This is a genomic window from Methanoculleus sp. (assembly GCF_030019085.1).
In the GTDB taxonomy this organism is placed as follows: domain Archaea; phylum Halobacteriota; class Methanomicrobia; order Methanomicrobiales; family Methanoculleaceae; genus Methanoculleus.
Genome location: NZ_JASEFJ010000001.1, coordinates 176,255 through 196,537 on the forward strand (window position 1 = coordinate 176,255; position 20,283 = coordinate 196,537).

Genomic DNA, 20,283 nt, shown 5'->3' on the forward strand with positions numbered 1-20,283 from the left:
CGATTAACCCTCCTTCTGCAGCGAACGCTCGATACTCCGCGCGGCGACGCGCATAACCGGCGTCTCCGGAACGTAACTTCCGCCTGCGAACTTGAACCCGCACTTGCGGCACTCCCAGATCCCGGTCCCCACACGCCTGACCGCTTCCTGGTCACAGCGAGGACAGACATGAACCGCGCGGGAGATCTGCTCGATCTCGTTTACCCTCTTCCTGATGAACCTGCCATACCTCGGGCCGAATCGACCGGAACTCCCGACAACCCTGCCTTTTGCACTCTGCTTACGGCCTGCCATTTCGCCTACCTCTTGTATGTCCTTTAATCTTTGTGGTCTCGACTAATATTAGTTACTCACGACAGACGCCCCACGATCCTGGTCTCAGCGCTCCCTCTCGAGATCTTGTTCACCAGGTCGTAGAACTCCTCCTGGATGCCGGCCGGGATCCTGACCACGGCGATCCAGGACCCGTCCTTCTGCCACTCGTTCTGCTCGATCGTTGTTGCGGACTGGAGTTCCCCGTAAGCCCTTGCAGCATGTTCCGGCGGGAACCTCACAGCGATCCGGACTTCCTCAAACCGGATGGGAAGGATCGGGCGGAGGGCCTTAACGACCTCTTTGACCTGTTCCTCGACCGACTTGAAGGGATCGATGTTCACCTTCGCTTCCTCCATCGCAAGTTCGATCCGCTGCGGGGGGTGGGGGTAGCCAGATTGCGGGTTGACAGCGTTCCTGGCTATGAACGTTATGACCCGGTTCCGTTTATCTGCGATGAGATGGCGTCGCTGCTCTGCCGTCAGATGGATCTCGCCTTTCTGGATGATCTTCGGCGCAATCTCTTCAAATTCGGTCGTTTTGAAGACCTTCATGAGAGCCTCGTCTGAGGCTCTCTCCCCGTGAGCAGCGTTCGAGAAGACGGAGTCGGCAGCAACGACATCCTCAATGTCCAGCGCTTCGCCTTGCCGAACACGCATCGCCTGATCGGGGTCGACAAGCACCTCAAACCGCTCCCCGTGACTCTCGAACCTCGCCACAACCGCACGGTCGAGTGGGATCATTCTGATGGCACGCTCTCATCAAACTTCTCGACGTATGTCTGTACCTCGTCCCTCTCCATCTTCCGGAACTCTCCCTTCTCGATGGAGACGACACCGATCTCGATTGCGCTCACGTCCAGTTTCCCTTCGGTCGCTGCATGGAGCGCCTTGATGCCAAGAGAGATCGCCTCCGAGAAGTCTGCATCCTCCCGATACTCTTCTTCAAAGACCTGCATGACCGCCGGCCGGCCGGTCCCGATCCCGGTTGCCCTGTACTCGAGCAGCGTGCCGCTCGGGTCGGTCTCAAAGAGTCTGCCCTCACCGTCGCTGATCCCGGCGATCAGGAGCGCTGTGCCGTAGGGACGCGCACCGCCGAACTGGGTATAGATCTGCATATGGTCGCAGAGTTTCTTGGCCAGGGTCTCGACATCGATGGACTCGTTGTAGGAGACCCTGTTGATCTGGGCTTCGACCCGTGCCCTGTCCACGAGGGAGCGTGCATCTCCCACAAGCCCTGAGGAGGCCACGCCTATGTGTGTGTCAATCTTGAAGATCTTCTCGATGGAGGCCGGTTCAAGGAGACGTGATGTCACCCTTTTATCGACTATCAGCACGACACCCTCGCTGCACTTGAGCCCAACGGCCGTTGTGCCCCGTTTTACCGCTTCTCTGGCATACTCAACCTGATACAGTCTTCCGTCGGGGCTGAAGACCGTGATAGCCCGGTCATATCCCATCTGATATTGTGGTTGCATTATCGTTCCTCCAAATCGAGTTCGCTGAAAAAGAATCTTTTCTGATGCTTAATACCCTTTTCAATCAAATCAACCTTTTGACCCGGATACCGGCAGACGGCATAAACCGTCCCACCGACCACCATCTCCCCCTCCTCTGGACGGGGTCGGATCGGTTTCATCCGGCGCCGCAGCGCACGGATTGTCCCGGAGGTGGCGACCGTCCGGAGCGAGACCCGGTCATCGCCGACCGCCGTGACCGTTGCAAGCGCCGCGGCGATGTCCCTCTCCGTCCCGCGCCGGCACCGGATCACGGCATACCCCTCATCGCAGTATACCGCAGCGGGCTGAGCGAGACCGACGGCCGCATCCCCGAAGAGAGAGGTTGCGGCCTCGATGACGGATAGGTAAAGCTGTTTCTGGTCAACCGTCGCACCGGAGGGAATGATCCTGACCAGAATGTAGCGCTTTTTCGTCCGCATCGCAGGGGGTCTGGGTCTCATCTGACCACCCCCACGGGGCTGAAGGGCTCGATTATCCGGCCAACAGACGATAGTGCCTCGTTCACCTCGGCCCCGGTCATACCGAAGAGTTCGCAGAGCCCCCGGATCTCGCGAACCGAGCGTTGATCGAGTATAGAACGGGCAGCGCTCGATATGGTCAGCATAAACCCGTAACGCCGATGCAGCGCCAGGATGTCCGCATACCGGTTCAGCGCCCGCTGGCGTTTCACCCCGCGAAGGTTGATCAGTGGGGCAAGCGAGATCTCCACCGCCACACCCCTTTCCGCCGCCGTCCGTGCGGCAACGTGGTCAAAGGCGTTCTGCCGGGTGGTATGGATCTTACTGATGACGTTCACCTCATTTATGCTGGCAAGAGCGCGGTTGAACGGGAGATCCCCGGCATCGACGTAGACGACGTCGGCGCGCCGGACGGCGGGGTCGCGCAGATCGCGGAGTACCTCTCTTATTGACTGGGCAGTGATGATAGTGCCCTGGAGGATCTCAACCCCTTGAAACGACTGATGCCCAACATCCCCAATGGCGACAAGACTATCGAACCCGAGTTCTCCCGCCTCGATCGCCATCCGCGCAACCGTCGAGTCACCGGCAGGATAGGGGAATATACGGGCATCTGTGATCTTCATTGTCGTATAAAAAAGGGATTTTTATTTGCCGCGGTTTGCATGCGAGCGGATGCTGGGGCGAGTCTTCTCAGTTCCGCGCCCGCGCTTCCGCATCCCGCGCCCCTTCATGCCGGCGGAGGTCTTGCCACGCTCCGCCCGGCCGCGATGAACCGGGTCGGCCAGCCAGGAGAGGTTCCGGTCGCTCTGGATGACCGGGTGGTGGCCGTCGACCATGATCACCTCAAACCACTTGTAGCGTCCGTCCTCGCCGACCCAGTAGGAGTTCAGGGCCTCCATGTTCGGGTACCTCCGGGACGCGCGCTCCTCAGCCATGCGCTGGAGACTCTTTGCCGGTGTCATCCGGCGCATACCCATGCGCGCAGACCTGCGCCCGCGAACGTAACGGGGCTTTCTCCGACCGCCGCGGCGGACCCTGACCCGCACGACGATTATGCCCTGCTTGGCCTTGTAGCCGAGCGAACGGGCGCGGTCGATCCTTGTGGGGCGCTCAACGCGCACAACACTCCCCTCACGCCGCCAGACCTGGAGACGCTCCCAGAGGAGGTCTTTCACCTCGGACGTGTCAGGCTGTTTCCAGGCCTCACGTACGTAGGCATACATCGATTTTGCCATGCTCTCAATCACCTCAGGTTCAGCGTTTCCGCCACATTCCTTTCCGGGACGTATCCCGTGGTTCCACATAGGTCGACTGGAGCGTAGATAAAGGATTCCGTCATCCCCTCCCTCTCCGTCTCGACACCGGGTGGTGGGTGTCCTGCCAGTAATATGCTGTGCCGGTGACATTTTCAAGCAGGGGGGCTGTTCGACGCTACGAGAAAGAGACTCTCCAGGGAGCAGCATGTCGAGACAGGGGGGGCGTTTCCGCCCCCTACCCGCCAGCCCCTCTCCTACGGGGCGATAATCCATAGATACAGTGCGGGGGGAGTATCTTTCTGGTTTCTCGGTGAAGCTCTCATCGATATTTTGTTTCCACCCCCTGCATCCCCCCTGTCGGGTGGCCGGCCTCTCACCGTCCTTTTTTCTTCTCCAGAACGCGGATGGCATCGATCCGGGTGACAGGATACTGACCGTTCTCATCCTTCTCGGCCGACTTTACCATGTCCCAGACCGTGAGCAGGGCAACAGAGACACCTGTAAGCGCCTCCATCTCAACGCCCGTCCTCCCAAAAGACTTCACACGGGCGGTCGTCTCCAGGTAACCATCGCCCTCCTCAAAGTCTATGGTGACCCCTGCAAGCGGTATGGGGTGGCACATGGGGATTATGCGCGGCGTCTCCTTCACAGCCAGTGTTGCCGCCACCCGCGCGGTTGCAAGGACGTTGCCCTTGACCGTCGTCCCCTCCCTGATCGCCTTTAGGGTCTCCCTCCGGAGATAGATCCGGCCACTTGCAACCGCCTCGCGGGGAACCTCGGTCTTTGCCGAGATGTCCACCATCCGTGCACGGTCGTTCTCGATGTGAGTGAAGACCGGGGTCATGCCGTCCTCACCGGACTCGTTCATATCCATTGCAGGAGATCTTCTCTCCTGTCGGGGATAAATGTGGACGCCCGGGAAGTCTCACTCAGGCGACCGGGAGAGAAATATCTCCTGCGAGATAAAGTCCAGGATATCGGTGGCAAGGATACCGTTCCCCCTCTCCTCTGCCGCCCGCATCCCGGCCCTGCCGTTCACGTATGCAGCGATACAGGCCGCTTCGAAGGCCTGGAGGTGGCAGAATAGCGCGCCCGCAACCCCGGCGAGCAGGTCGCCCGTCCCGCCGACGGTCATAGCAGGGGTGCCGGTCCGGTTGAACCGGACGCGGGTGCCATCGGATATCACGTCGACCGGGCCTTTGAGGAGGATCGTCCCGGTCGATGCGGCGGCCTTCACAGACCGGCCACGTGCCACAACCTCCGTAGGCGGTTCTGTCCCGGTCATCCGGGCAAACTCGCCGGTGTGGGGTGTGTAGATCGTCTCTTTAGCCGCTGGTAGCGGGCGGCGGAGAGCGTCGGCATCAAAGACCGCTCGCCCTGCCCCTTCCGCAACGCCAAGGACGACCTCGTGGCTCGCCTCCCCTAGCCCCATACCGCAGACGACAACATCGGCCCTGTCCACGAGTCGGAGGATGGTCTCCAGGTGGTCTGGGGTTATCATCTCGCCATCCAGACGCTCGTAGATCAGGTCGGGGAATGGGATGTAAGCGGGGGAGGCGACCCGCACGATGTCCGCGCCGGCACGCAGCGCGCCGAGCGCCGCAATGTAGGGCGCACCCTGGTAAGGGCCGCCACCGATGACGAGAACCTCGCCGCCGGCGCCCTTGTGAGCCTCCCTCTCTCTTACCGGGATGAGCGTGAGATCGCCGGGACCGATGTAGACCTCAGCCTCGAGCGGGATTCCGATATCCACGAGATCTGCGCCGTGTGTCTTTAAACGGTGGAACGAGAGGATCCGGTTTGCACGTATGCCCGGCGTGGGGATATCGACGGCGATGACCGGCGCAGAGCTCGCGTTTGCGCGGGCAACAAGGGTTGCGAGCGGTTCACGAGGCACACCGGACGCGCCTGTGCCAAGCATCGCATCGACGATGATCTCTGCCATCTCAAAGAGGTGCGAGAGCCCATCGATCTCGGCAGCGCACCTGATCGGGTGGAGACCGACAGAGCAGTGCCGGAGCAGACTGAGTTCCGAGGCGGTCGGGGCGGTCATCGAACCGCAGTCGGGGTAGATGACGTCGACCGCGTCGAGGTGCTGGAGGTAGCGTGCCGCTACCATACCGTCGCCGCCGTTATTCCCCCTCCCGCAGAGCACCAGGACGTGGGATGGGCTGAAAGACTCCACGGCGGCAGCAACCGCCCGCCCGGCGCTCTCCATCATCACAAGCGACGGCAGGCCGAGCGCGATCGCGTTCCCCTCAACTGCACGCATACGCCCGGCGTCGATCACGTCGGTCTCCAGAAACTCCCGCATACCTTTTCCGGTCATATATCCCCCCTCGTGGAATCTTGCAACTATCGGGTGCTATGGAGTTTCTCTCTTAGATATCTTTTGAATGGGATCTATGGAGGCGGGGATGATCCGGCAGCAAAAGGATTACGCCAACGTAAAAATGGCAGATCCTTTCCCCTCATTGTAGGTTCCACAAAATACGGTGCCAGAAGTGGTATCGTCTTATGGCGTCCCCCCTGATCTCCGCATTAAAATCCCGTTCGCCCCTCCCTGCATGAATTTATTGAGTTGCACCACGCACAGATATGAAGATGAGTCTCGATAGCGATCTGCAGAGAGCGACTGACATCATCTCTGAAGCAGACTCGGTGACGATCATCTCCCACATCGATGCCGACGGTATCAGCACGGAGGCGATCCTGGCGCAGGCGCTCAGCCGAGAGGGCATACCGGTCGAATCGGTCTTCGTTCGCCAGCTCGAACCGATGGCGATGCGACACATCCCGGACGGCAATTCCCTCAAACTCTTTGCAGACCTCGGCGCCGGGCAGCAGACCCTCCTCGAGAGCCACGGTCTCCCCGGGGACGAAGTTCTGATCCTGGATCACCACGTCAGCCAGCCCTGCGGCACGGCATACCCCATGATCAACTGCCTGGACCACGGCATCACCCGGATGAGCGCCGCCGGTCTCGCCTACATGGTCGCAAAGACGCTTGATGCGACGAACATCGACCTTGCTAAACTCGCCGTGATCGGGAACGTCGGGGACATGATGGCCCGCGAGAACTGCGGACTGGTCGGCCCCGCACGTGAGATCGTCCAGGACGGCGTCGAGTACGGTAACATCATCGTGCAGAGTAGGGACTTAAACTGTTACGGCCTCTCAACCCGGCCCGTCCACATCTGTCTTGGCTACTGCGACGAGCCCTACATCGACGGTATCTCAAACAACACCAGCAGCGCCCTCCGGTTCCTAGAACGCCTCGGCGTCGAACTGAAGAACCCCCGGGGCGGCTGGCTAGTCTGGGAAGAACTCCCATTCGACGACCGGCGCAGGATCATCAGCGCTCTGACCCAGCACCTCATCGCCCACGGCCGGGATACCGACCGCCTCCTCGCCGAAACCTACACCTTCCCGGACGAACCGGAACGGACAGCCCTCAGGAACGCTTCGGAGTATGCCACCCTGCTCAACGCCTGCGGCAGGTGGGCAAAACCCCGAGTGGGGAGCAACATCTGCCGGGGGATGCGCGGCGAGGCCTACCGCGAGGCGGAGTACATGCTCGGCCACCACCGCTCCGTCATACGCGACCTGCTCCGCTACATCCTTGACACCGGCGTCACTGAACTCTCCCACCTCCAGTATATCCACACCGGCGACCGGTTCCCAGACACCATCGTCGGGATAGGAGCGGGCATGGCGCTCTCAAGACTGAACTGGCGTAAACCCATAATGGTTCTCAGCGCAATGGTGGACGAACCTGACCTCACCAAGGTCTCGATGCGGACGAACGAGTGGGCGATCAGCCGGGGGGTCGACCTCCAGCAGGCGCTCGTTGAGGCTTCGGAGTCGGTGGGCGGTGCGGGCGGCGGGCACCGGATCGCCGCCGGGGCGTTCATCCCCCGCGATACAGAGGAGGAGTTTGTTGATGGTGTCAACCAGGTACTCAAAAGACAGTTTGCTACGGCGGATCAGGACGATAGGTGACTTCCAGTTCGGGAAAGGGGCAGGGGAGGCTATATTCCCCGACGGATGCACGTTCCAGTTATCAACGACGGGACGCATCCGCCAGGCGCATCTGGACGGCGATAGGCTTGCGACCGTTCGTGCGCAGGATGGTCGCCTCACCCTGGGGATCGCCGGAGCGCTGCGTCTTGCCGCCCACATACCCCCGCCGTGCTACCGGGTGACGGTGCAGGAGGATGTGGCGGCGTTTATCGCCGATGGGAAGAACACGATGGCGAAACACGTGGTCTCTGCCGACGAAGAGATCCGCGCAGGGGACGAGGTGCTGGTGGTGACCGGGGAGGATAACTTACTTGCCACCGGCGCTGCCCTCCTCTCCGGTCGGGAGATGCTGGCATTTAATTACGGTGTAGCCGTAAAAATAAGGCAGGGGAGAGGATCCAAATGTATCCAGGAAAGGTAAACCCAAAGAAGATGAAGCAGATGATGAAGCAGATGGGTATGGAGATGGAGGAGATCGAGGGCGTTGAGAGGGTCGTAATCCAGACGGTTGGTGGGGACTACATCTTCGACGAACCCCAGGTCGTCGCGACCAGGATGCAGGGGATCACAACCTACCAGATCACCGGCGAACCCCGGTTCGAGGAGGCCATCCCGGAGATCCCGGACGAAGACGTCGCGCTCGTTGCATCCCAGACCGGAGCAACAGACGAGGTTGCACGGGCTGCGCTCATCGAGACCCGCGGCGATATTGCCGAAGCCATTCTGAAACTCAGCGAGCAATGATCGAGATCGGGGAACATCTCCTTCTCGTCGGAGAGGATCGGGAGTACTTCGTGACGGCGGGGGAGGGACAGTTCTCCACCGACCGCGGGATGATCGACCTCTCGGCACTCCCGGGGATGAGTCCCGGCGACGAGGTCAGGACACACCTTGGCGTCCCATTCACCGTGTTGCGTCCACGGCCGACCGATTTTTTTGTCCACGCTAAGCGTAGCGGCGCCCCGATGCTCCCCAAAGACATCGGGATGGTTATAGCCTACACCGGGATGAACCGGGAGGATACCGTCCTCGACGCAGGGACGGGGAGCGGAGTCGCCGCGATCTATTTTGGAAAGATCGCCCGCGAGGTGAAGACCTATGAGGTGCGTCACGAGTTTGCAAGGCTTGCAGAGAAGAACATAAGAAACGCCAGACTTGATAACGTCGAGGTGATAGCGGGCGATATGCTCGAGGCGACCGGATGGTTCGACGTTGTCCACCTGGATATGACGATAACCCCGGCACACGTGGAGCACGCCTTCTCGCTCATCCGGCCCGGCGGCTACCTGGCCTGCTACACGCCGTTCCTCGAGCACACCTTCGTCGCGCTCGATGCCGCAACACCGATCTTTCGCGAGGTTCACTGTTACGAGTGTATCGAGCGTGAACTGACGCGTTCCGCCAGGGGGACGCGACCGTCAACCCGGGTCGCCCACAGCGGTTACATCACCATAGCGCGCAGGTAGAGAGGCTAATACTCTTTCAGCGGGTGCTCCCAGCCGGTGTAGCCGCAGTAGATGCACCCGTCCCCGCTGCAGTGCCTGCATTTGCGTGAGGGCTGCTCCACCATCACGCTACCCTTTCCGTTGCAGTAGGTGCAGCCGAGCCCACCACAATGACAGCAGGTCTCGGCGGCATACTCCTCTTTATTTTTTGAGGCCGTTCTCTCCTTCATTGAGTATTACTGGACGGTCAGGGGTGAGAAAGGTTGTCATTGGATCACGCGCCTGGAAAAAAGGTATTTTCTTTCTGTGCGGTGAACCAGTATCCATGAGAGAGGAGGGGGCGAAAGGATTGATCGCGAGCCCCGGAAGGTAGCCGCACGATGTACCACATTATCTCTATCCGGGATTTTGAGAGGAAAGACCTTGATTACCTGCTGGATCGGGCAGAGGAGTTTGAGACCGGGCGTTACCCCCCCGGGTTGCTTGAGGGTAAACTTGTGGCGCTCCTCTTCTTTGAGCCCAGCACCCGCACGAGGATGTCGTTTGCGGCCGCCCTGGCCAGGCTTGGAGGGCAGTCGATAAGCTTAGATTCTGTGGAGGCGAGTTCCATCGTCAAGGGGGAGACGCTCGCGGACACCATCCGGGTGGTGAGCGGGTACGTGGACGCCATCGTGCTTCGCCACCCGAGAGAGGGGGCTGCGCGCCTGGCTACCGAGTTTGCTTCGGTCCCGGTAATCAACGCCGGCGACGGTGCAGGGCAGCACCCGAGCCAGACGCTGCTTGACCTCTACACCATACGGAAGTCGATGCCGCTTGATGGGATCAATGTAGGCCTCCTCGGGGATCTTCGCTACGGCAGGACGGCGCATTCCCTGGCGCTCGCCCTTTCCCTCTACGGTGTCACCCTGCACACCATCGCGCCTGGAGGGCTTGAGATGCCGGTAAACATAACCCTGAAACTCCGGGAGCGCGGCGTGGAGGTGGTCGAGCACGCGAGCGTCGAAGAGGTGATAAGGGAACTCGACGTGCTGTATGTCACAAGGATCCAGCGCGAACGTTTCCCGGACACAGCGTCCTATTACAACGTCGCCTCAAGTTACCGGATAACAACACAACTGCTGGAGGGTGTCAGAGACAACCTGATGATCCTCCATCCCCTCCCGCGTGCCGGGGAGATCGATCCTGCGGTGGATCGGACGCCTTATGCGCGCTACTTTGAGCAGGCACGTAACGGTGTTCCGGTCAGGATGGCGCTACTTCACGAGGTGATGAGATGAGCAAGAAAGATACCGCACGAGGGTTGCTCGTCAGTCCCATCCGGAACGGTACCGTCATAGATCATATCACGGCCGGCGAGGCGCTGAACGTCCTGCGAATCCTTGGTATCACGGGGTCGACAACCGAGTGTCTGAGCATCGCGACAAACGTCGAGAGCAGGCGACTGGGGAAGAAGGATATTGTCAAGATCGAGAACCGGGAGCTCCGCAAGGAGGAGGTCGATCGGATCGCCCTGCTTGCACCGCAGGCAAGGATCAACATCATCAGGGATTATCAGGTCGTGGAGAAGAAGGGTGTGGAGATCCCCAGGATCCTCAAGGGTGTGGTCAGGTGTCCGAACCCCGGTTGCATCACGAACACAAACGAACCAGTGGAGAGCACCTTTGAGGTGCTCGATAAAGGGCTGCACTGTCTCTACTGCGACTGGTTGATCAAGGACGATATAGCAAACCATATCATCTGATCAGACGTCCGTGCGGGTCGATCTCGCCCCTGTATATCCGGGTGCTCGAGATCCGCCGCTCGTCCTCGGCAAGGACGCACGAAACTACATACAGGTCTACCTTTGCCATCCCGCGTTGTCGCCGCAGTTCATTGATATCCAGAGCTACAGGAAGGGTCTCCTCGGAGACGACAAGGATATCAAAATCGGCGTCGATGGCGCTCCCGTAGCGGTCGGAGAGCGGTTCAACTGCCCAGGAGGCGGTATAACCCTTCTCCTGGATGAATGCCGTAACGTTGTCCAGTCTTTTCTGGTATGGTTGGACCGGGTGCACCTTTGTGCCGGCGAAGTCATCGGTTGTCAGCCCGATTACCACCTCACCGGCGGGCCCGGCAAGGTTAAATGAACGGGAGAGGAGTTTCCGGTGCCCGGCATGGAGGGGGTCGAACGTCCCCCCGACCATCACTTTCATCAAGAGGCGTTTGCACTGATGGGTATTATGGGTAGTGGTCGGGAGAGATGGGGTGCTGGAGCATTCTCCAGCATCTTTTCTTCCGTATCCCCGGTCGGACGCCCTTCGTTGAACACACCACGCCGGCAGCTCCCTGGAGATGGATGTGGGCAGTGTGTGTGGCGATTGGCCCGGAGGACAGTGTCCCGGGACAGTAATGAGTTCTTCAGGACGTCTCTCACAGGGAAACCGGGTGAATGAATCCCCATGGCACTGGACTTATGGATAATCGCCCCGCCATGGGTGGGGAGCTGACGGGGAGGGGACGGGACGTTCCCAGCCCCTGTCTCCTGCGTCTCCAGGAATACGGTCTTTCGCGGAAACACCGCCGCCTCCCACTCCCGGACCCGTCCACGAAAATGTTCACCGAACCGGGGGAATGTATGTTTTGATTCCCACCGGAGAGGGAGAAGGTTTTGTATCGCCAGAACAAATGCTATATCTAATATGGAGAGCGGAACGGTTGTGGGAAACCGCGTCTTTATCGCAGAGAATGCAACGGTCATCGGGAACGTAGCGCTCGCCGACGACGTCAGTGTCTGGTTTGGTGCCGTTGTCCGGGGTGACCGGGATAGGATCACGGTTGGAGCGGGCTCAAACATCCAGGACAACGCCACCGTCCACACCACCCCCGGCCACCCTGTCAGTATCGGGAGCCAGGTCTCTCTCGGTCACGGTGCCATCCTGCACGGTTGCACCATCCGGGACCGTGTGCTCGTCGGGATGGGCGCAATCGTCCTGAACGGCGCTGTGGTGGGGGAGGGGTCCATCATCGGTGCCGGCGCGGTGGTGACCGAGAAGAAGGTGATCCCGGCCGCCTCCCTGGTTCTCGGCGTGCCCGGAAAGGTTGTTCGGGGGACAACCCCCGAAGAGGAGGCGGGGATCGTTCACAACGCAGACGAATACGTCCGACTCGCAGGGAGGTACCGCCGTGGCTGATGTTGTCGTCATCGGCGCCGGAGTTGCGGGTATCCAGGCGGCGCTCGACCTTGCGGGGCACAACATACACGTCCATCTCATAGAACGCGAACCCAGCATTGGTGGACACATGGCCCAGCTCGACAAGACGTTCCCCACAAACGACTGCTCCATGTGCATCCTCTCTCCAAAGATGGTGGACGTTGCCCGAAATCCGAACATCACCATCTACACGTGTTCGGAGGTCGAGTCGATCGAGGGCGAGGTCGGGAACTTCCGGGTCAGGGTCAGGAAACACCCACGTTACATCCTGGAGAACGAGTGCAACGGTTGCGGGGACTGCAGCCTGATCTGTCCGGTGGAGGTCTACAACCGGTTCGACGCCGGGGTCGGTGTTCGAAAAGCAATATACAAGCCCCACACCCAGGCTGTCCCCGACATCGTCGTAAAAGACCAGGAGCACTGCATCGAGTGCGGACTCTGTTACGACGTCTGCGGCAGGGAAGCGATCCTCCACGAGGACGAGGAACGCACGATCGACCTTGAGGCGGCAAGCATCATCGTTGCAACCGGTTATGCAACGTTTGATGCCAGAAACAAGACCCAACTGCGATACCTAACAATCCCCGACGTCATCACAAGCCTTGAGTTCGAGCGGTTGATCAACGCAAGTGGCCCCACCGGCGGTAAGATCCGACGTCTCTCCAACGGCAGGACTCCAAGGAGCGTGGCGTTTGTCCAGTGCGTCGGTTCACGTGACCTCTCCATCGACCGACCCTACTGTTCGGGTGTCTGCTGCATGTATGCGGTGAAGAACGCGATTCTCATCCGGGAGAAGAACCCGGAGATCGAGGTTAACGTCTTCTACAACGATATCCGGGCATACGGCAAGGGTTACGAGGAGTACTTCGAGCGGGCAAAGAGTCTTGGCGTCAGGTTCGTCCGGGGGTTCCCGGGGGAGGTGCTCACGGAGAACGATCGGCTGACACTTATCGCTGAGAACACCGAGACCGGTGAGATGGAGACCGTCCACCCCGACCTTGTGGTGCTCTCCGTCGGGCTTGAACCAGCCAGTGGTGCGGAGGAGATCGCCCATATGCTCGGGCTCCCGCGGGACGAGTCCGGGTTCTTCGGGGTTGCCGACCAGAAACTCGGCCCGGTGCTCACGGTGAAGCCCGGCGTCTATGTTGCAGGAACCGCCACCGCGCCAAGAGACATCCCGGACTCGGTCGCGATGGGCGGGGCGGCGGCGATGCGGGCCTACCTTGACGTGATCCGTGCGGGGTAAAGATGCCAGGAGAGATCGCCTACACCATTGCCTGGGATGCGGAGAACGACTGCATCGTCTACATCGACCAGACCCTTCTTCCAGGGCAGTATGAGGTTGCGTGCTGCAGAACCGTCGATGAACTTGCCGATGCGATCCGGAGGCTTGCGATCCGGGGTGCCCCGGCGCTTGGGATCGCGGGGGCGATGGGCGTGGCGCTTGCGGTCGTCAGGAGCGGCGAGAGGGATCCCGTGCGGTTCCGTGAAGGCGTCAGTCGGGCTGCCGAAGCTCTGCGGAGCACCCGGCCTACCGCGGTCAATCTGGCCCGGGGGATCGACCGTGTCCTCGGCGTGATAAACGCTGCCGTATCGGTCGAGGCGGCAAAAGAGGCCGCGGTCCGCGAGGCTAACGCAGTTGCCGTGGAGGATGAAGAGACCTGCCGGAGGATCGGTGCGTTCGGCGCCGAACTTCTCCCGGAGATGTGCACGCTGCTCACCCACTGTAACGCGGGGGCGCTCGCCTGCCGCTGCTGGGGAACGGCCCTCGGCGTTGTGCGGTCGGCGGTTGAGGCCGGGAAGGAGGTGCGGGTGCTCGCCTGTGAGACCCGGCCGCTGAACCAGGGTTCGCGCCTCACCTGCTGGGAACTTAACCGGGATGGGATCGATGTGACCCTCATCACCGACTCGACAGCCGCCTATCTTATGCGGAAAGGGGTGATCGACTGTGTTATTGTCGGGGCTGACAGGATCACCCGGGACGCGGTCTTTAACAAGATCGGGACATACATGCACGCTGTTTCAGCCCGGCACCATGGTATCCCGTTCTACGTTGCGGCGCCGGTTTCGACGTTTGATCCTGCAAAGAGCGAGGAGGAGGTCATTGTCGAGGAGCGGGACCGCGCCGAACTCGCCCGCTGCGGTGACCGTATGCTTGCACCCGATGATGTGGCGATCTTGAACTACGCTTTCGACGCCACTCCGCTCGACCTGGTCGATGCGATCGTCACGGAGGTCGGGGTGCTGCGACCGCCCTACGCAGAGTCGTTCCGGCTGATAGAGGGGAAAGGAGGGTTTGAGCGATGAGTCTACTTGAGACCGGTGTCTGGGGGCAGGTGATGATCCTGATAGGAGAGGTGACGTTCTTTGTGGTCCTCGGGATGTTGCTCCTCGCGGTAGCACTCGCATTCCTCACAGTCGCCTCGGTCAGGAGAGGGAAGTTCTACCTGCCGCAGATCCTGATACCGGCTATGGTCGCCATGGAAGGGCTTGTGAAGGCGTTCTGCAAACTCCTCGGGCTGGATGATGGGGACCTCATCACGTTCTTCATAACGCTTCGTAACAGCATGAACCAGAAAGCGTTCTCGGAGATCCCGGTGGAGAAGCGTGCGGTCTTTCTGCCACAGTGCCTGCGCTCGGCACAGTGCCCGGCGAACCTGACGCCGGAAGGCCTTAAATGCCGGAACTGCGGTCGGTGTCAGGTCGGGGAGAACGTTGTCTGGCTCGAAAGACTCGGCTACAGGGTATTCATAGTGCCGGGCTCGACGTTCATAAAGAGGATGGCCCGGAAGTACCGTCCGCGGGCGATCATCGGTGTTGGCTGTCTTGTGGAGGTAAAAGACGGGATCGATATGGCCGATCGGATGGGGATCACCGCCATCGGTGTTGTGAACTTGAAAGACGGCTGTGTGGAGACCATTGCCGACTGGGCGGCGTTGAGGGATGTTGCCCTGCTCGGCCTTGAACCGCCGTCAGGGGGCGTGGACCTTCACGGCCCGGCCCAGTAACTGTTCGGTGCTGACTTTTCCATAGACGTAGATCGTCTCTTCGCTGGTCACGACCCCGACCTTCACACCGGGCCGCAGGATGACATCTCCTCCCGCCTGGATCGAGTGGAGGCAGGCGTTGTCACAGACGGTGGCGCTATCGAGCACCCGGAGCGGTCCTTTGATCCTGACGTCGTGGCCGATGATGGCGCTCTCGGCCTCCACAAACCCGCCGACCGTTGATCCGGGGCCGAGTTCAAGCCGGCCGGTAACAACCACGTTTCCCCAGATGTGCGTCCAGGGTGGAGTGATAAAATTCCCTTCTATCTTCACGTTCCCGTCAAAGAAGGAACCTTTCGGTGCTATGTATGTCTCCCCGTGCCGGTAAACCTTCATTAAGATCTCCCGGGTAACAACTCTCGTCCATAACCAGATAAAATTATCAGCGCGGCAGGGTGTTTTGAGGGCGCTGCGGTGTCAGGATGATTGCCTGCTGGAAGGACTGGACAGTCCGACGCCCATCAAGCCTCCTCCACTTCCGTGGGGGCGGGTATTAAGTGGCGATGTTTCCTTGCTGGCACCGTATCGATGGAGAATCGCCAACAGGGGGATGGGGCGAGACGCCCAGTCCCATCCCGTTCAGATAACCGCGGCGATCGCAAACACCGCAAGAGCAGCAAACATCCCTGCCCGGAGTATGGATGGTGCCCGGGACGCACGGACGCAGTCCGGCCGTGTGCAGGCCGCTCCTCTGGCGGCGCCGACCAGGATGACGATGTCCACAACCGTGATACCGGCCAGGTAGAACCCGCTCCACCATCTGCCGAAGGGAAGGAGGCTTACCGCCACGGCACAGCAGGAACAGGCGAGCGCGAACACCCCCGTCCGCCGGATACCGATGATCATGGGAAGGGTGCGTGCGCCGCCAGCTGCATCCCCCTCGACGTCCTCTGCAGCCTTCAGGACCTCCCGTGCCAGGGTTGCAAGGAAAGTGATGGCTGCAAGCGAGAGGTTGCTGATGAGCCCGAAGACGCCCGCAAACGCCCCGCCGAAGAGGAAGACGCTGGCCGTCAGGTAGGCAACAGCGATGTTGCCGAGGAGCGGGGTGCGTTTCAGTCGGGCAGCGTAAGCTACCAGGATGGCCGAGTTGATGAGGGCTATTGCAAGGCAGAGCGGTGTAGTCAGGGCGGCAAGCACAATCCCGGAGCTGAATAGGGCCAGGGTGTAGTTCTTTGCAGCGCCGGGGCTGATCTCGCCGGCCGGTAGAGGACGATCGGGTCGGTTGATCCTGTCGATATCTATGTCGAATATGTCGTTTATGACGTTTCCGCCGGCAGTGATGAGCGCGACGATCACAGCGAGGAGGAGCGCTGGCATCGTGAGCGTCCCCGTGGCGATGAGGTAGCCAAGGAGCGCGGTAAGCCCGGCAACTATGGCGTTGTGCGGCCGGGTAATCCTGAGATGGGCTGAAGCGCTCATTATTGAGGAGTTAGGTTCACGATTGAAGGATAAATAACCCGGTTATTTGTAACAGCACAGGAGGGGCCGTGGACTCACCGGGTGTATGATGTACGTGAGAGGTTTCTGGCGTGTGGCCTGCCGCAGTGGTGCCATTCTCTCTCCCGGCATCTTTTCGAAAAACACCCCTTGGGACGCTGCGTGTCCTCCCACCCTCTCGACACGTTCCCTGGATGGTCTTTTTCTCGCACCTTCAAACATCCTAACCAACCTGGTGGCCGTGCATCGGGACGAAAACTGGATCATCAAGGACGGTTCTGCTGATACGCCACAGAGTTCTCCCTGGGCACCGTATCGATGTGGAATCGCCCAGCGGGGGATAGGATTGAAACCTCCCCCCATGTCACGACATGCCACACAGACGCCTTCTTACCTGGATACGGGACACTCCCTACCCGGCGCTCCGCTGCTTCCTCCCACACCTCCTTAACAGGGGGGCGGGCAGTGCATGACGTTGGCCTAAGGGCCATTCACGGGGATGGAAACGAGATTTCGGAGAGGGTTTCACCGAGAAGCCATAAAGATGGCCTTCAGGGCACCGTATTGATGGAGAATCGCCCCCTTCGGGGAGGGGCTGAGAGGGGGAGGTGATTGAAGCATCTCCCTCCCCTGACTCGACATTCGAGATCTCAGAGGGAAGATCCGTTGCACCGGGACTGGAACAGGATTTCAGAGATTGGTCCAGCATGACGCATGAGATGCACTTCCTGGCACGTCTCGCGTGTCACCGGGACGGCCTCTTCCCTATGAGATATCCCCGTGATTCAAGGCAGAAGCATAAAAAGAAGCAACGGGCTTGGGGGGATTTGAACCCCCGACATTCAGCTTAGGAGGCTGACGCCATATCCTGGCTAGGCCACAAGCCCACACGCTGGGCTAAAAGTATTACCCATGAGAAGGTATAAGGGTATCGAGCATCCACGTATCCCGGAAAATATGGATCTCGTTGAGGTTACCGAAGGGGGAACCCGGTTTTTTGTGTCCCGACAGGACCCTGCCCTCCCGTTTCCGCCGGCGAACTCCCCGGTCTTTTACAACCCGCGCATGGAGTTGAACCGGGACGCCACCGTCCTGCTGCTCACCGTCCTCCGGCCGCGGGACTACCTCGATGCGATGGGGGCTTCAGGTGCACGGGGGCTCCGTGTGGCAGGCGAGGTTGGGATACCGGTGACGATCAACGACCGGAGCGAGAGAGCGGTCGACCTGATCCGGCATAACGTCGAGATGTCTGGTCTGGAGATCGAGGTCACATGCCAGGACGCAAACGTGCTTATGAGCGGGAGGAGGTTTGATGCCGTCGACCTCGACCCCTTTGGAACACCGGCGCCCTTCGTGGACTCCGCCGTACGGAGCGCAGGGAACTACCTCTTCGTCACAGCCACCGACACCGCACCGCTCTGCGGGGCGCACCTTCCGGCGGGGATGCGCCGCTACTTCTCCCGGCCCAGGAACACCGAGTACCACGCCGAGGTAGGTCTCCGGACGCTGCTCGGGTTTGTCGTGCGCGAGGTGATCCGGTACGACCGCGGCGTGGAACCCCTCTTCTGTTACGCCCACGAGCACTTCCACCGGCTGCACCTGCGGATCCGCAACGGTGCTGCGGCGGCCGACCGGACGCTGGCACGGATAGGCTACGTGATGCAGTGCCCCACCTGCCTCTACCGGACGGAAGAGACCGGGATGCTCCCGGCACCTGCAGACTGCCCGCTCTGCGGCGCCGGCCTTGTAGCTGTCGGCCCGCTCTGGACGGGCAGGATCAACGATGATCAGACCCTCGCCGCGATGCAGGAGACCCTGCCGTCGGTTAAGGCCGGGACGGTCCCCCGGCTCTCAAGGCTGGTCTCAACCTGCCGGCAGGAACTCGATACCTCAAGCCACTACGACTACCACGTTGTGGCAAGATCGCTCCGCGTCTCCCCGGCCAGCATCGAGAGCGTGATCGAGCGGCTAAGGTCTCTTGGCTACAGGGCAAGCCGTGCCCACTACTCGGGCACGGCCCTGAAAACGGATGCACCGCTCCCTGTCCTCCAGGAGGTCATCAGCGGCGGGTGACTATGGTCAGGATGTCCCCGTCAGCGAGCCGGTGATTGAGCCCGACGCGCTGGGCGTCGTGTTTTGCGGATCTGCCCCAGACCTTTGCGTAACGGAACTTATCCGCGAAATCACGGTGGAGACGGTTGCAGACGTCCTCAACCGTTGCCGGGCTCCGGATTATCAGCGGTTCGTCCATGTCCGCGGGGCCGCCGACCGGTTTCAGGTAAACACGCATGAACCCCAGGTTATCAAAGATGGCGTCCTTGAGTTCTTCAATGTGGTAACCGCTCTGCGCGGAGACCATGATCGGGGGTTCACCAAATCGTTCGGTCAGGTTCTTCTCGATCTCCTGCCGCATCCTCTCGTCGACCAGGTCGACCTTGTTGACCGCGATAAACGCCGGGACGTAGACACGGTTTCCAATCATCGCATCGATGAAATCGTCCTGGGTGACTCCTTCCCGGATGAGGACTTCTGCGTTCATGATCTTGTTCTCGGCCAGGATCGATCGGATCTCCTCTATATCGAGGTCAACGGCACCGACGGTGTTCAACCTGATCCCGCCGTTGCCGGTCTTCTTGATGGTGATATCGGGTCTCTCCCGGTTGATCCGGATACCCGCATCATGGAGTTCCCGGAGCAGGACGTCCGTATGCTGCTGGTTGAAGACGTCGACCAGTATAAGGATCAGGTCAGCGCTCCGCACGACGGCAATAACCTCCTTTCCGCGGCCCTTCCCCATGGCTGCGCCGGCTATAAGTCCCGGGATATCAAGGATCTGGATCTTTGCGCCACGGTGTTCCATCGCGCCCGGTATGACAGTGACGGTCGTGAAGGCGTAGGAGGCCGTCTCGCTCAGGTTCTCACCGGTGAGACTGTTGAGCAGCGTACTCTTACCGACAGACGGGAACCCGACCAGGACAACGGTGGCGTCTCCCGATTTCTTGACGGAGTAGCCCTCGCCCCCTCCGGCGGAGGCCATCGCCCGGGCTACAGCCTCGTCACGGATCTTCGCGAGTTTCGCCTTGAGGCGGCCGATGTGTTTGGCGGTCGCCTTGTTGTAGGGAGTTTTCCTGATTTCGTCTTCGATCTCCCGTATCTGCTCTTCGAGACTGCTCATTGCTGCCGGTATAGGTTAGATGGTAAGCTACTTATGGATGTCTGTGACGGAAATCGCTGAAAAAAGGAGGAATTCAAGCCCGTATAAAGCTCAGATCGCCTGGTTGCCGGCAGAAATCCAGACTGGTGTAGTTGGACAGGTTTAAATATCATAAAGGACAACGTTTTAAGGCACATTGGTGCACTGCGCTGCTATAGTGTAGACCGGCCAATCATGCAGGACTCTCACTCCTGCGACTGGGGTTCGAATCCCCATAGCAGCATACTGTTCTTTAACATATACACATCTCGCCATCAGATGTGATCGAGACGTTCTCATGCAGAAGAACCAGCGATATCCCGGCGAGCGGGGTATCATATTCCTTAGCCCCCTCCGCATTTCACCATTCAGCCACCTTCTGAATCTTCGTCTTTTTGT

24 protein-coding genes and 2 tRNA genes are annotated in these 20,283 nt (G+C 60.2%); 12 read left to right on the plus strand and 14 right to left on the minus strand.

The window, feature by feature from the left end:
- Window positions 1-3 precede the first annotated feature (3 nt).
- The 8 genes from QMC91_RS01030 to QMC91_RS01065 all read right to left on the minus strand — a co-directional run bounded on the left by QMC91_RS01030 (window position 4) and on the right by QMC91_RS01065 (window position 5,877).
- Window positions 4-294 (minus strand): 50S ribosomal protein L37ae, encoded by a 291-nt coding sequence (locus tag QMC91_RS01030; protein WP_300234058.1) that lies wholly within the window; start codon window positions 292-294, stop codon window positions 4-6.
- Window positions 295-350: 56 nt separating this feature from the next.
- On the minus strand, window positions 351-1,055 hold the full coding sequence (locus QMC91_RS01035; protein WP_300234060.1) for a ribosome assembly factor SBDS: 705 nt from the start codon (window positions 1,053-1,055) through the stop codon (window positions 351-353).
- On the minus strand, window positions 1,052-1,789 hold the full coding sequence (psmA, locus tag QMC91_RS01040) for an archaeal proteasome endopeptidase complex subunit alpha (RefSeq protein ID WP_300234062.1): 738 nt from the start codon (window positions 1,787-1,789) through the stop codon (window positions 1,052-1,054). Before psmA ends, QMC91_RS01035 begins: the two co-directional genes overlap by 4 nt.
- The gene (locus QMC91_RS01045) at window positions 1,789-2,271 is read right to left on the minus strand and encodes an Rpp14/Pop5 family protein (protein ID WP_300234065.1); all 483 of its coding nucleotides are present in this window, start codon (window positions 2,269-2,271) and stop codon (window positions 1,789-1,791) included. The genes psmA and QMC91_RS01045 overlap by 1 nt, the downstream gene beginning before the upstream one ends.
- Window positions 2,268-2,915 carry an RNase P subunit p30 family protein gene (locus tag QMC91_RS01050; protein WP_300234068.1) on the minus strand — a complete coding sequence of 216 codons (648 nt, stop codon included), beginning with the start codon at window positions 2,913-2,915 and terminating at the stop codon, window positions 2,268-2,270. The genes QMC91_RS01045 and QMC91_RS01050 overlap by 4 nt, the downstream gene beginning before the upstream one ends.
- Before the next feature lie 21 nt (window positions 2,916-2,936).
- Window positions 2,937-3,527, minus strand: a complete 591-nt coding sequence (locus QMC91_RS01055) for a 50S ribosomal protein L15e (protein ID WP_300234070.1) — start codon at window positions 3,525-3,527, stop codon at window positions 2,937-2,939.
- A gap of 394 nt (window positions 3,528-3,921) precedes the next feature.
- Window positions 3,922-4,416, minus strand: coding sequence for a cyclic pyranopterin monophosphate synthase MoaC (moaC, locus tag QMC91_RS01060; RefSeq protein WP_300234136.1), 495 nt, complete (start codon window positions 4,414-4,416; stop codon window positions 3,922-3,924).
- A gap of 57 nt (window positions 4,417-4,473) precedes the next feature.
- On the minus strand, window positions 4,474-5,877 hold the full coding sequence (locus tag QMC91_RS01065; RefSeq protein WP_300234073.1) for an NAD(P)H-hydrate dehydratase: 1,404 nt from the start codon (window positions 5,875-5,877) through the stop codon (window positions 4,474-4,476).
- Window positions 5,878-6,152: 275 nt separating this feature from the next.
- On the opposite strand from QMC91_RS01065, the gene QMC91_RS01070 reads away from it, so the two are divergent.
- The 4 genes from QMC91_RS01070 to QMC91_RS01085 are packed head-to-tail and all read left to right on the plus strand — an operon-like array spanning window position 6,153 to window position 9,037.
- Complete coding sequence (locus QMC91_RS01070; RefSeq protein ID WP_300234076.1) at window positions 6,153-7,550, plus strand: DHH family phosphoesterase; 1,398 nt, start codon at window positions 6,153-6,155, stop codon at window positions 7,548-7,550.
- Window positions 7,492-7,992 carry a PUA domain-containing protein gene (locus QMC91_RS01075; RefSeq protein WP_300234078.1) on the plus strand — a complete coding sequence of 167 codons (501 nt, stop codon included), beginning with the start codon at window positions 7,492-7,494 and terminating at the stop codon, window positions 7,990-7,992. Before QMC91_RS01070 ends, QMC91_RS01075 begins: the two co-directional genes overlap by 59 nt.
- A complete protein-coding gene (locus QMC91_RS01080; protein ID WP_300234081.1) occupies window positions 7,974-8,315 on the plus strand; it encodes a nascent polypeptide-associated complex protein in 342 nt (113 codons plus the stop codon). The genes QMC91_RS01075 and QMC91_RS01080 overlap by 19 nt, the downstream gene beginning before the upstream one ends.
- Window positions 8,312-9,037, plus strand: a complete 726-nt coding sequence (locus tag QMC91_RS01085; RefSeq protein WP_300234083.1) for a methyltransferase domain-containing protein — start codon at window positions 8,312-8,314, stop codon at window positions 9,035-9,037. The genes QMC91_RS01080 and QMC91_RS01085 overlap by 4 nt, the downstream gene beginning before the upstream one ends.
- Before the next feature lie 5 nt (window positions 9,038-9,042).
- Here QMC91_RS01085 and QMC91_RS01090 read toward each other — a convergent pair whose 3' ends face one another.
- Complete coding sequence (locus QMC91_RS01090; RefSeq protein ID WP_300234087.1) at window positions 9,043-9,246, minus strand: hypothetical protein; 204 nt, start codon at window positions 9,244-9,246, stop codon at window positions 9,043-9,045.
- 150 nt (window positions 9,247-9,396) lie between these two features.
- Here QMC91_RS01090 and pyrB point away from each other — a divergent pair, with 150 nt between their 5' ends.
- The gene (gene pyrB, locus QMC91_RS01095; RefSeq protein WP_300234089.1) at window positions 9,397-10,293 is read left to right on the plus strand and encodes an aspartate carbamoyltransferase; all 897 of its coding nucleotides are present in this window, start codon (window positions 9,397-9,399) and stop codon (window positions 10,291-10,293) included.
- Window positions 10,290-10,757 (plus strand): aspartate carbamoyltransferase regulatory subunit, encoded by a 468-nt coding sequence (gene pyrI / locus QMC91_RS01100; protein WP_300234092.1) that lies wholly within the window; start codon window positions 10,290-10,292, stop codon window positions 10,755-10,757. Before pyrB ends, pyrI begins: the two co-directional genes overlap by 4 nt.
- Here the strand turns inward: pyrI and QMC91_RS01105 are convergent.
- On the minus strand, window positions 10,750-11,208 hold the full coding sequence (locus tag QMC91_RS01105; RefSeq protein WP_300234095.1) for a phosphopantetheine adenylyltransferase: 459 nt from the start codon (window positions 11,206-11,208) through the stop codon (window positions 10,750-10,752). The genes pyrI and QMC91_RS01105 overlap by 8 nt on opposite strands.
- 486 nt (window positions 11,209-11,694) lie before the next feature.
- Here QMC91_RS01105 and QMC91_RS01110 point away from each other — a divergent pair, with 486 nt between their 5' ends.
- The 4 genes from QMC91_RS01110 to QMC91_RS01125 are packed head-to-tail and all read left to right on the plus strand — an operon-like array spanning window position 11,695 to window position 15,215.
- Window positions 11,695-12,186, plus strand: coding sequence for a gamma carbonic anhydrase family protein (locus tag QMC91_RS01110; RefSeq protein ID WP_300234097.1), 492 nt, complete (start codon window positions 11,695-11,697; stop codon window positions 12,184-12,186).
- Window positions 12,179-13,453: a CoB--CoM heterodisulfide reductase iron-sulfur subunit A family protein gene (locus QMC91_RS01115; RefSeq protein ID WP_300234099.1), complete on the plus strand. Its 1,275-nt coding sequence runs from the start codon at window positions 12,179-12,181 to the stop codon at window positions 13,451-13,453. Before QMC91_RS01110 ends, QMC91_RS01115 begins: the two co-directional genes overlap by 8 nt.
- Before the next feature lie 2 nt (window positions 13,454-13,455).
- Window positions 13,456-14,514 (plus strand): S-methyl-5-thioribose-1-phosphate isomerase, encoded by a 1,059-nt coding sequence (gene mtnA / locus QMC91_RS01120; RefSeq protein WP_300234101.1) that lies wholly within the window; start codon window positions 13,456-13,458, stop codon window positions 14,512-14,514.
- The gene (locus QMC91_RS01125) at window positions 14,511-15,215 is read left to right on the plus strand and encodes a DUF116 domain-containing protein (protein ID WP_300234103.1); all 705 of its coding nucleotides are present in this window, start codon (window positions 14,511-14,513) and stop codon (window positions 15,213-15,215) included. The genes mtnA and QMC91_RS01125 overlap by 4 nt, the downstream gene beginning before the upstream one ends.
- On the opposite strand, the gene QMC91_RS01130 is transcribed toward QMC91_RS01125, so the two are convergent.
- From QMC91_RS01130 to QMC91_RS01140, 3 genes are all read right to left on the minus strand, one after another.
- On the minus strand, window positions 15,180-15,590 hold the full coding sequence (locus tag QMC91_RS01130; protein WP_300234105.1) for a polymer-forming cytoskeletal protein: 411 nt from the start codon (window positions 15,588-15,590) through the stop codon (window positions 15,180-15,182). The genes QMC91_RS01125 and QMC91_RS01130 overlap by 36 nt on opposite strands.
- A 243-nt stretch (window positions 15,591-15,833) precedes the next feature.
- Complete coding sequence (locus QMC91_RS01135) at window positions 15,834-16,673, minus strand: geranylgeranylglycerol-phosphate geranylgeranyltransferase (protein ID WP_300234107.1); 840 nt, start codon at window positions 16,671-16,673, stop codon at window positions 15,834-15,836.
- An 830-nt stretch (window positions 16,674-17,503) separates the two neighbouring features.
- Window positions 17,504-17,578: transfer RNA gene (locus QMC91_RS01140), tRNA-Arg, on the minus strand.
- A 70-nt stretch (window positions 17,579-17,648) separates the two neighbouring features.
- Between QMC91_RS01140 and QMC91_RS01145 the strand changes: the two genes are divergently transcribed.
- Window positions 17,649-18,764, plus strand: a complete 1,116-nt coding sequence (locus QMC91_RS01145; RefSeq protein ID WP_300234139.1) for a tRNA (guanine(10)-N(2))-dimethyltransferase — start codon at window positions 17,649-17,651, stop codon at window positions 18,762-18,764.
- On the opposite strand, the gene QMC91_RS01150 is transcribed toward QMC91_RS01145, so the two are convergent.
- Complete coding sequence (locus QMC91_RS01150) at window positions 18,751-19,866, minus strand: GTP-binding protein (protein ID WP_300234109.1); 1,116 nt, start codon at window positions 19,864-19,866, stop codon at window positions 18,751-18,753. The two genes, QMC91_RS01145 and QMC91_RS01150, sit on opposite strands and share 14 nt — an antisense overlap.
- 187 nt (window positions 19,867-20,053) lie before the next feature.
- Here QMC91_RS01150 and QMC91_RS01155 point away from each other — a divergent pair.
- A tRNA-Glu gene (locus QMC91_RS01155) sits at window positions 20,054-20,128 on the plus strand.
- Window positions 20,129-20,283: the final 155 nt, after the last annotated feature.

Bases quoted from the DNA above. Each gene is read 5' to 3' on its own strand.
- QMC91_RS01055 (WP_300234070.1), bottom strand. From the start codon at position 3,527: ATGGCAAAATCGATGTATGCCTACGTACGTGAGGCCTGGAAACAGCCT.
- QMC91_RS01090 (WP_300234087.1), bottom strand. From the start codon at position 9,246: ATGAAGGAGAGAACGGCCTCAAAAAATAAAGAGGAGTATGCCGCCGAG.
- QMC91_RS01085 (WP_300234083.1), top strand. From the start codon at position 8,312: ATGATCGAGATCGGGGAACATCTCCTTCTCGTCGGAGAGGATCGGGAG.
- QMC91_RS01135 (WP_300234107.1), bottom strand. From the start codon at position 16,673: ATGAGCGCTTCAGCCCATCTCAGGATTACCCGGCCGCACAACGCCATA.
- QMC91_RS01075 (WP_300234078.1), top strand. From the start codon at position 7,492: ATGGTGTCAACCAGGTACTCAAAAGACAGTTTGCTACGGCGGATCAGG.
- mtnA (WP_300234101.1), top strand. From the start codon at position 13,456: ATGCCAGGAGAGATCGCCTACACCATTGCCTGGGATGCGGAGAACGAC.
- QMC91_RS01125 (WP_300234103.1), top strand. From the start codon at position 14,511: ATGAGTCTACTTGAGACCGGTGTCTGGGGGCAGGTGATGATCCTGATA.
- QMC91_RS01080 (WP_300234081.1), top strand. From the start codon at position 7,974: ATGTATCCAGGAAAGGTAAACCCAAAGAAGATGAAGCAGATGATGAAG.
- QMC91_RS01105 (WP_300234095.1), bottom strand. From the start codon at position 11,208: ATGAAAGTGATGGTCGGGGGGACGTTCGACCCCCTCCATGCCGGGCAC.
- QMC91_RS01070 (WP_300234076.1), top strand. From the start codon at position 6,153: ATGAGTCTCGATAGCGATCTGCAGAGAGCGACTGACATCATCTCTGAA.
- QMC91_RS01045 (WP_300234065.1), bottom strand. From the start codon at position 2,271: ATGAGACCCAGACCCCCTGCGATGCGGACGAAAAAGCGCTACATTCTG.
- QMC91_RS01145 (WP_300234139.1), top strand. From the start codon at position 17,649: ATGGATCTCGTTGAGGTTACCGAAGGGGGAACCCGGTTTTTTGTGTCC.
- QMC91_RS01110 (WP_300234097.1), top strand. From the start codon at position 11,695: ATGGAGAGCGGAACGGTTGTGGGAAACCGCGTCTTTATCGCAGAGAAT.
- QMC91_RS01130 (WP_300234105.1), bottom strand. From the start codon at position 15,590: ATGAAGGTTTACCGGCACGGGGAGACATACATAGCACCGAAAGGTTCC.
- psmA (WP_300234062.1), bottom strand. From the start codon at position 1,789: ATGCAACCACAATATCAGATGGGATATGACCGGGCTATCACGGTCTTC.
- QMC91_RS01150 (WP_300234109.1), bottom strand. From the start codon at position 19,866: ATGAGCAGTCTCGAAGAGCAGATACGGGAGATCGAAGACGAAATCAGG.
- QMC91_RS01065 (WP_300234073.1), bottom strand. From the start codon at position 5,877: ATGACCGGAAAAGGTATGCGGGAGTTTCTGGAGACCGACGTGATCGAC.
- QMC91_RS01035 (WP_300234060.1), bottom strand. From the start codon at position 1,055: ATGATCCCACTCGACCGTGCGGTTGTGGCGAGGTTCGAGAGTCACGGG.
- QMC91_RS01050 (WP_300234068.1), bottom strand. From the start codon at position 2,915: ATGAAGATCACAGATGCCCGTATATTCCCCTATCCTGCCGGTGACTCG.
- QMC91_RS01030 (WP_300234058.1), bottom strand. From the start codon at position 294: ATGGCAGGCCGTAAGCAGAGTGCAAAAGGCAGGGTTGTCGGGAGTTCC.
- pyrB (WP_300234089.1), top strand. From the start codon at position 9,397: ATGTACCACATTATCTCTATCCGGGATTTTGAGAGGAAAGACCTTGAT.
- pyrI (WP_300234092.1), top strand. From the start codon at position 10,290: ATGAGCAAGAAAGATACCGCACGAGGGTTGCTCGTCAGTCCCATCCGG.
- moaC (WP_300234136.1), bottom strand. From the start codon at position 4,416: ATGAACGAGTCCGGTGAGGACGGCATGACCCCGGTCTTCACTCACATC.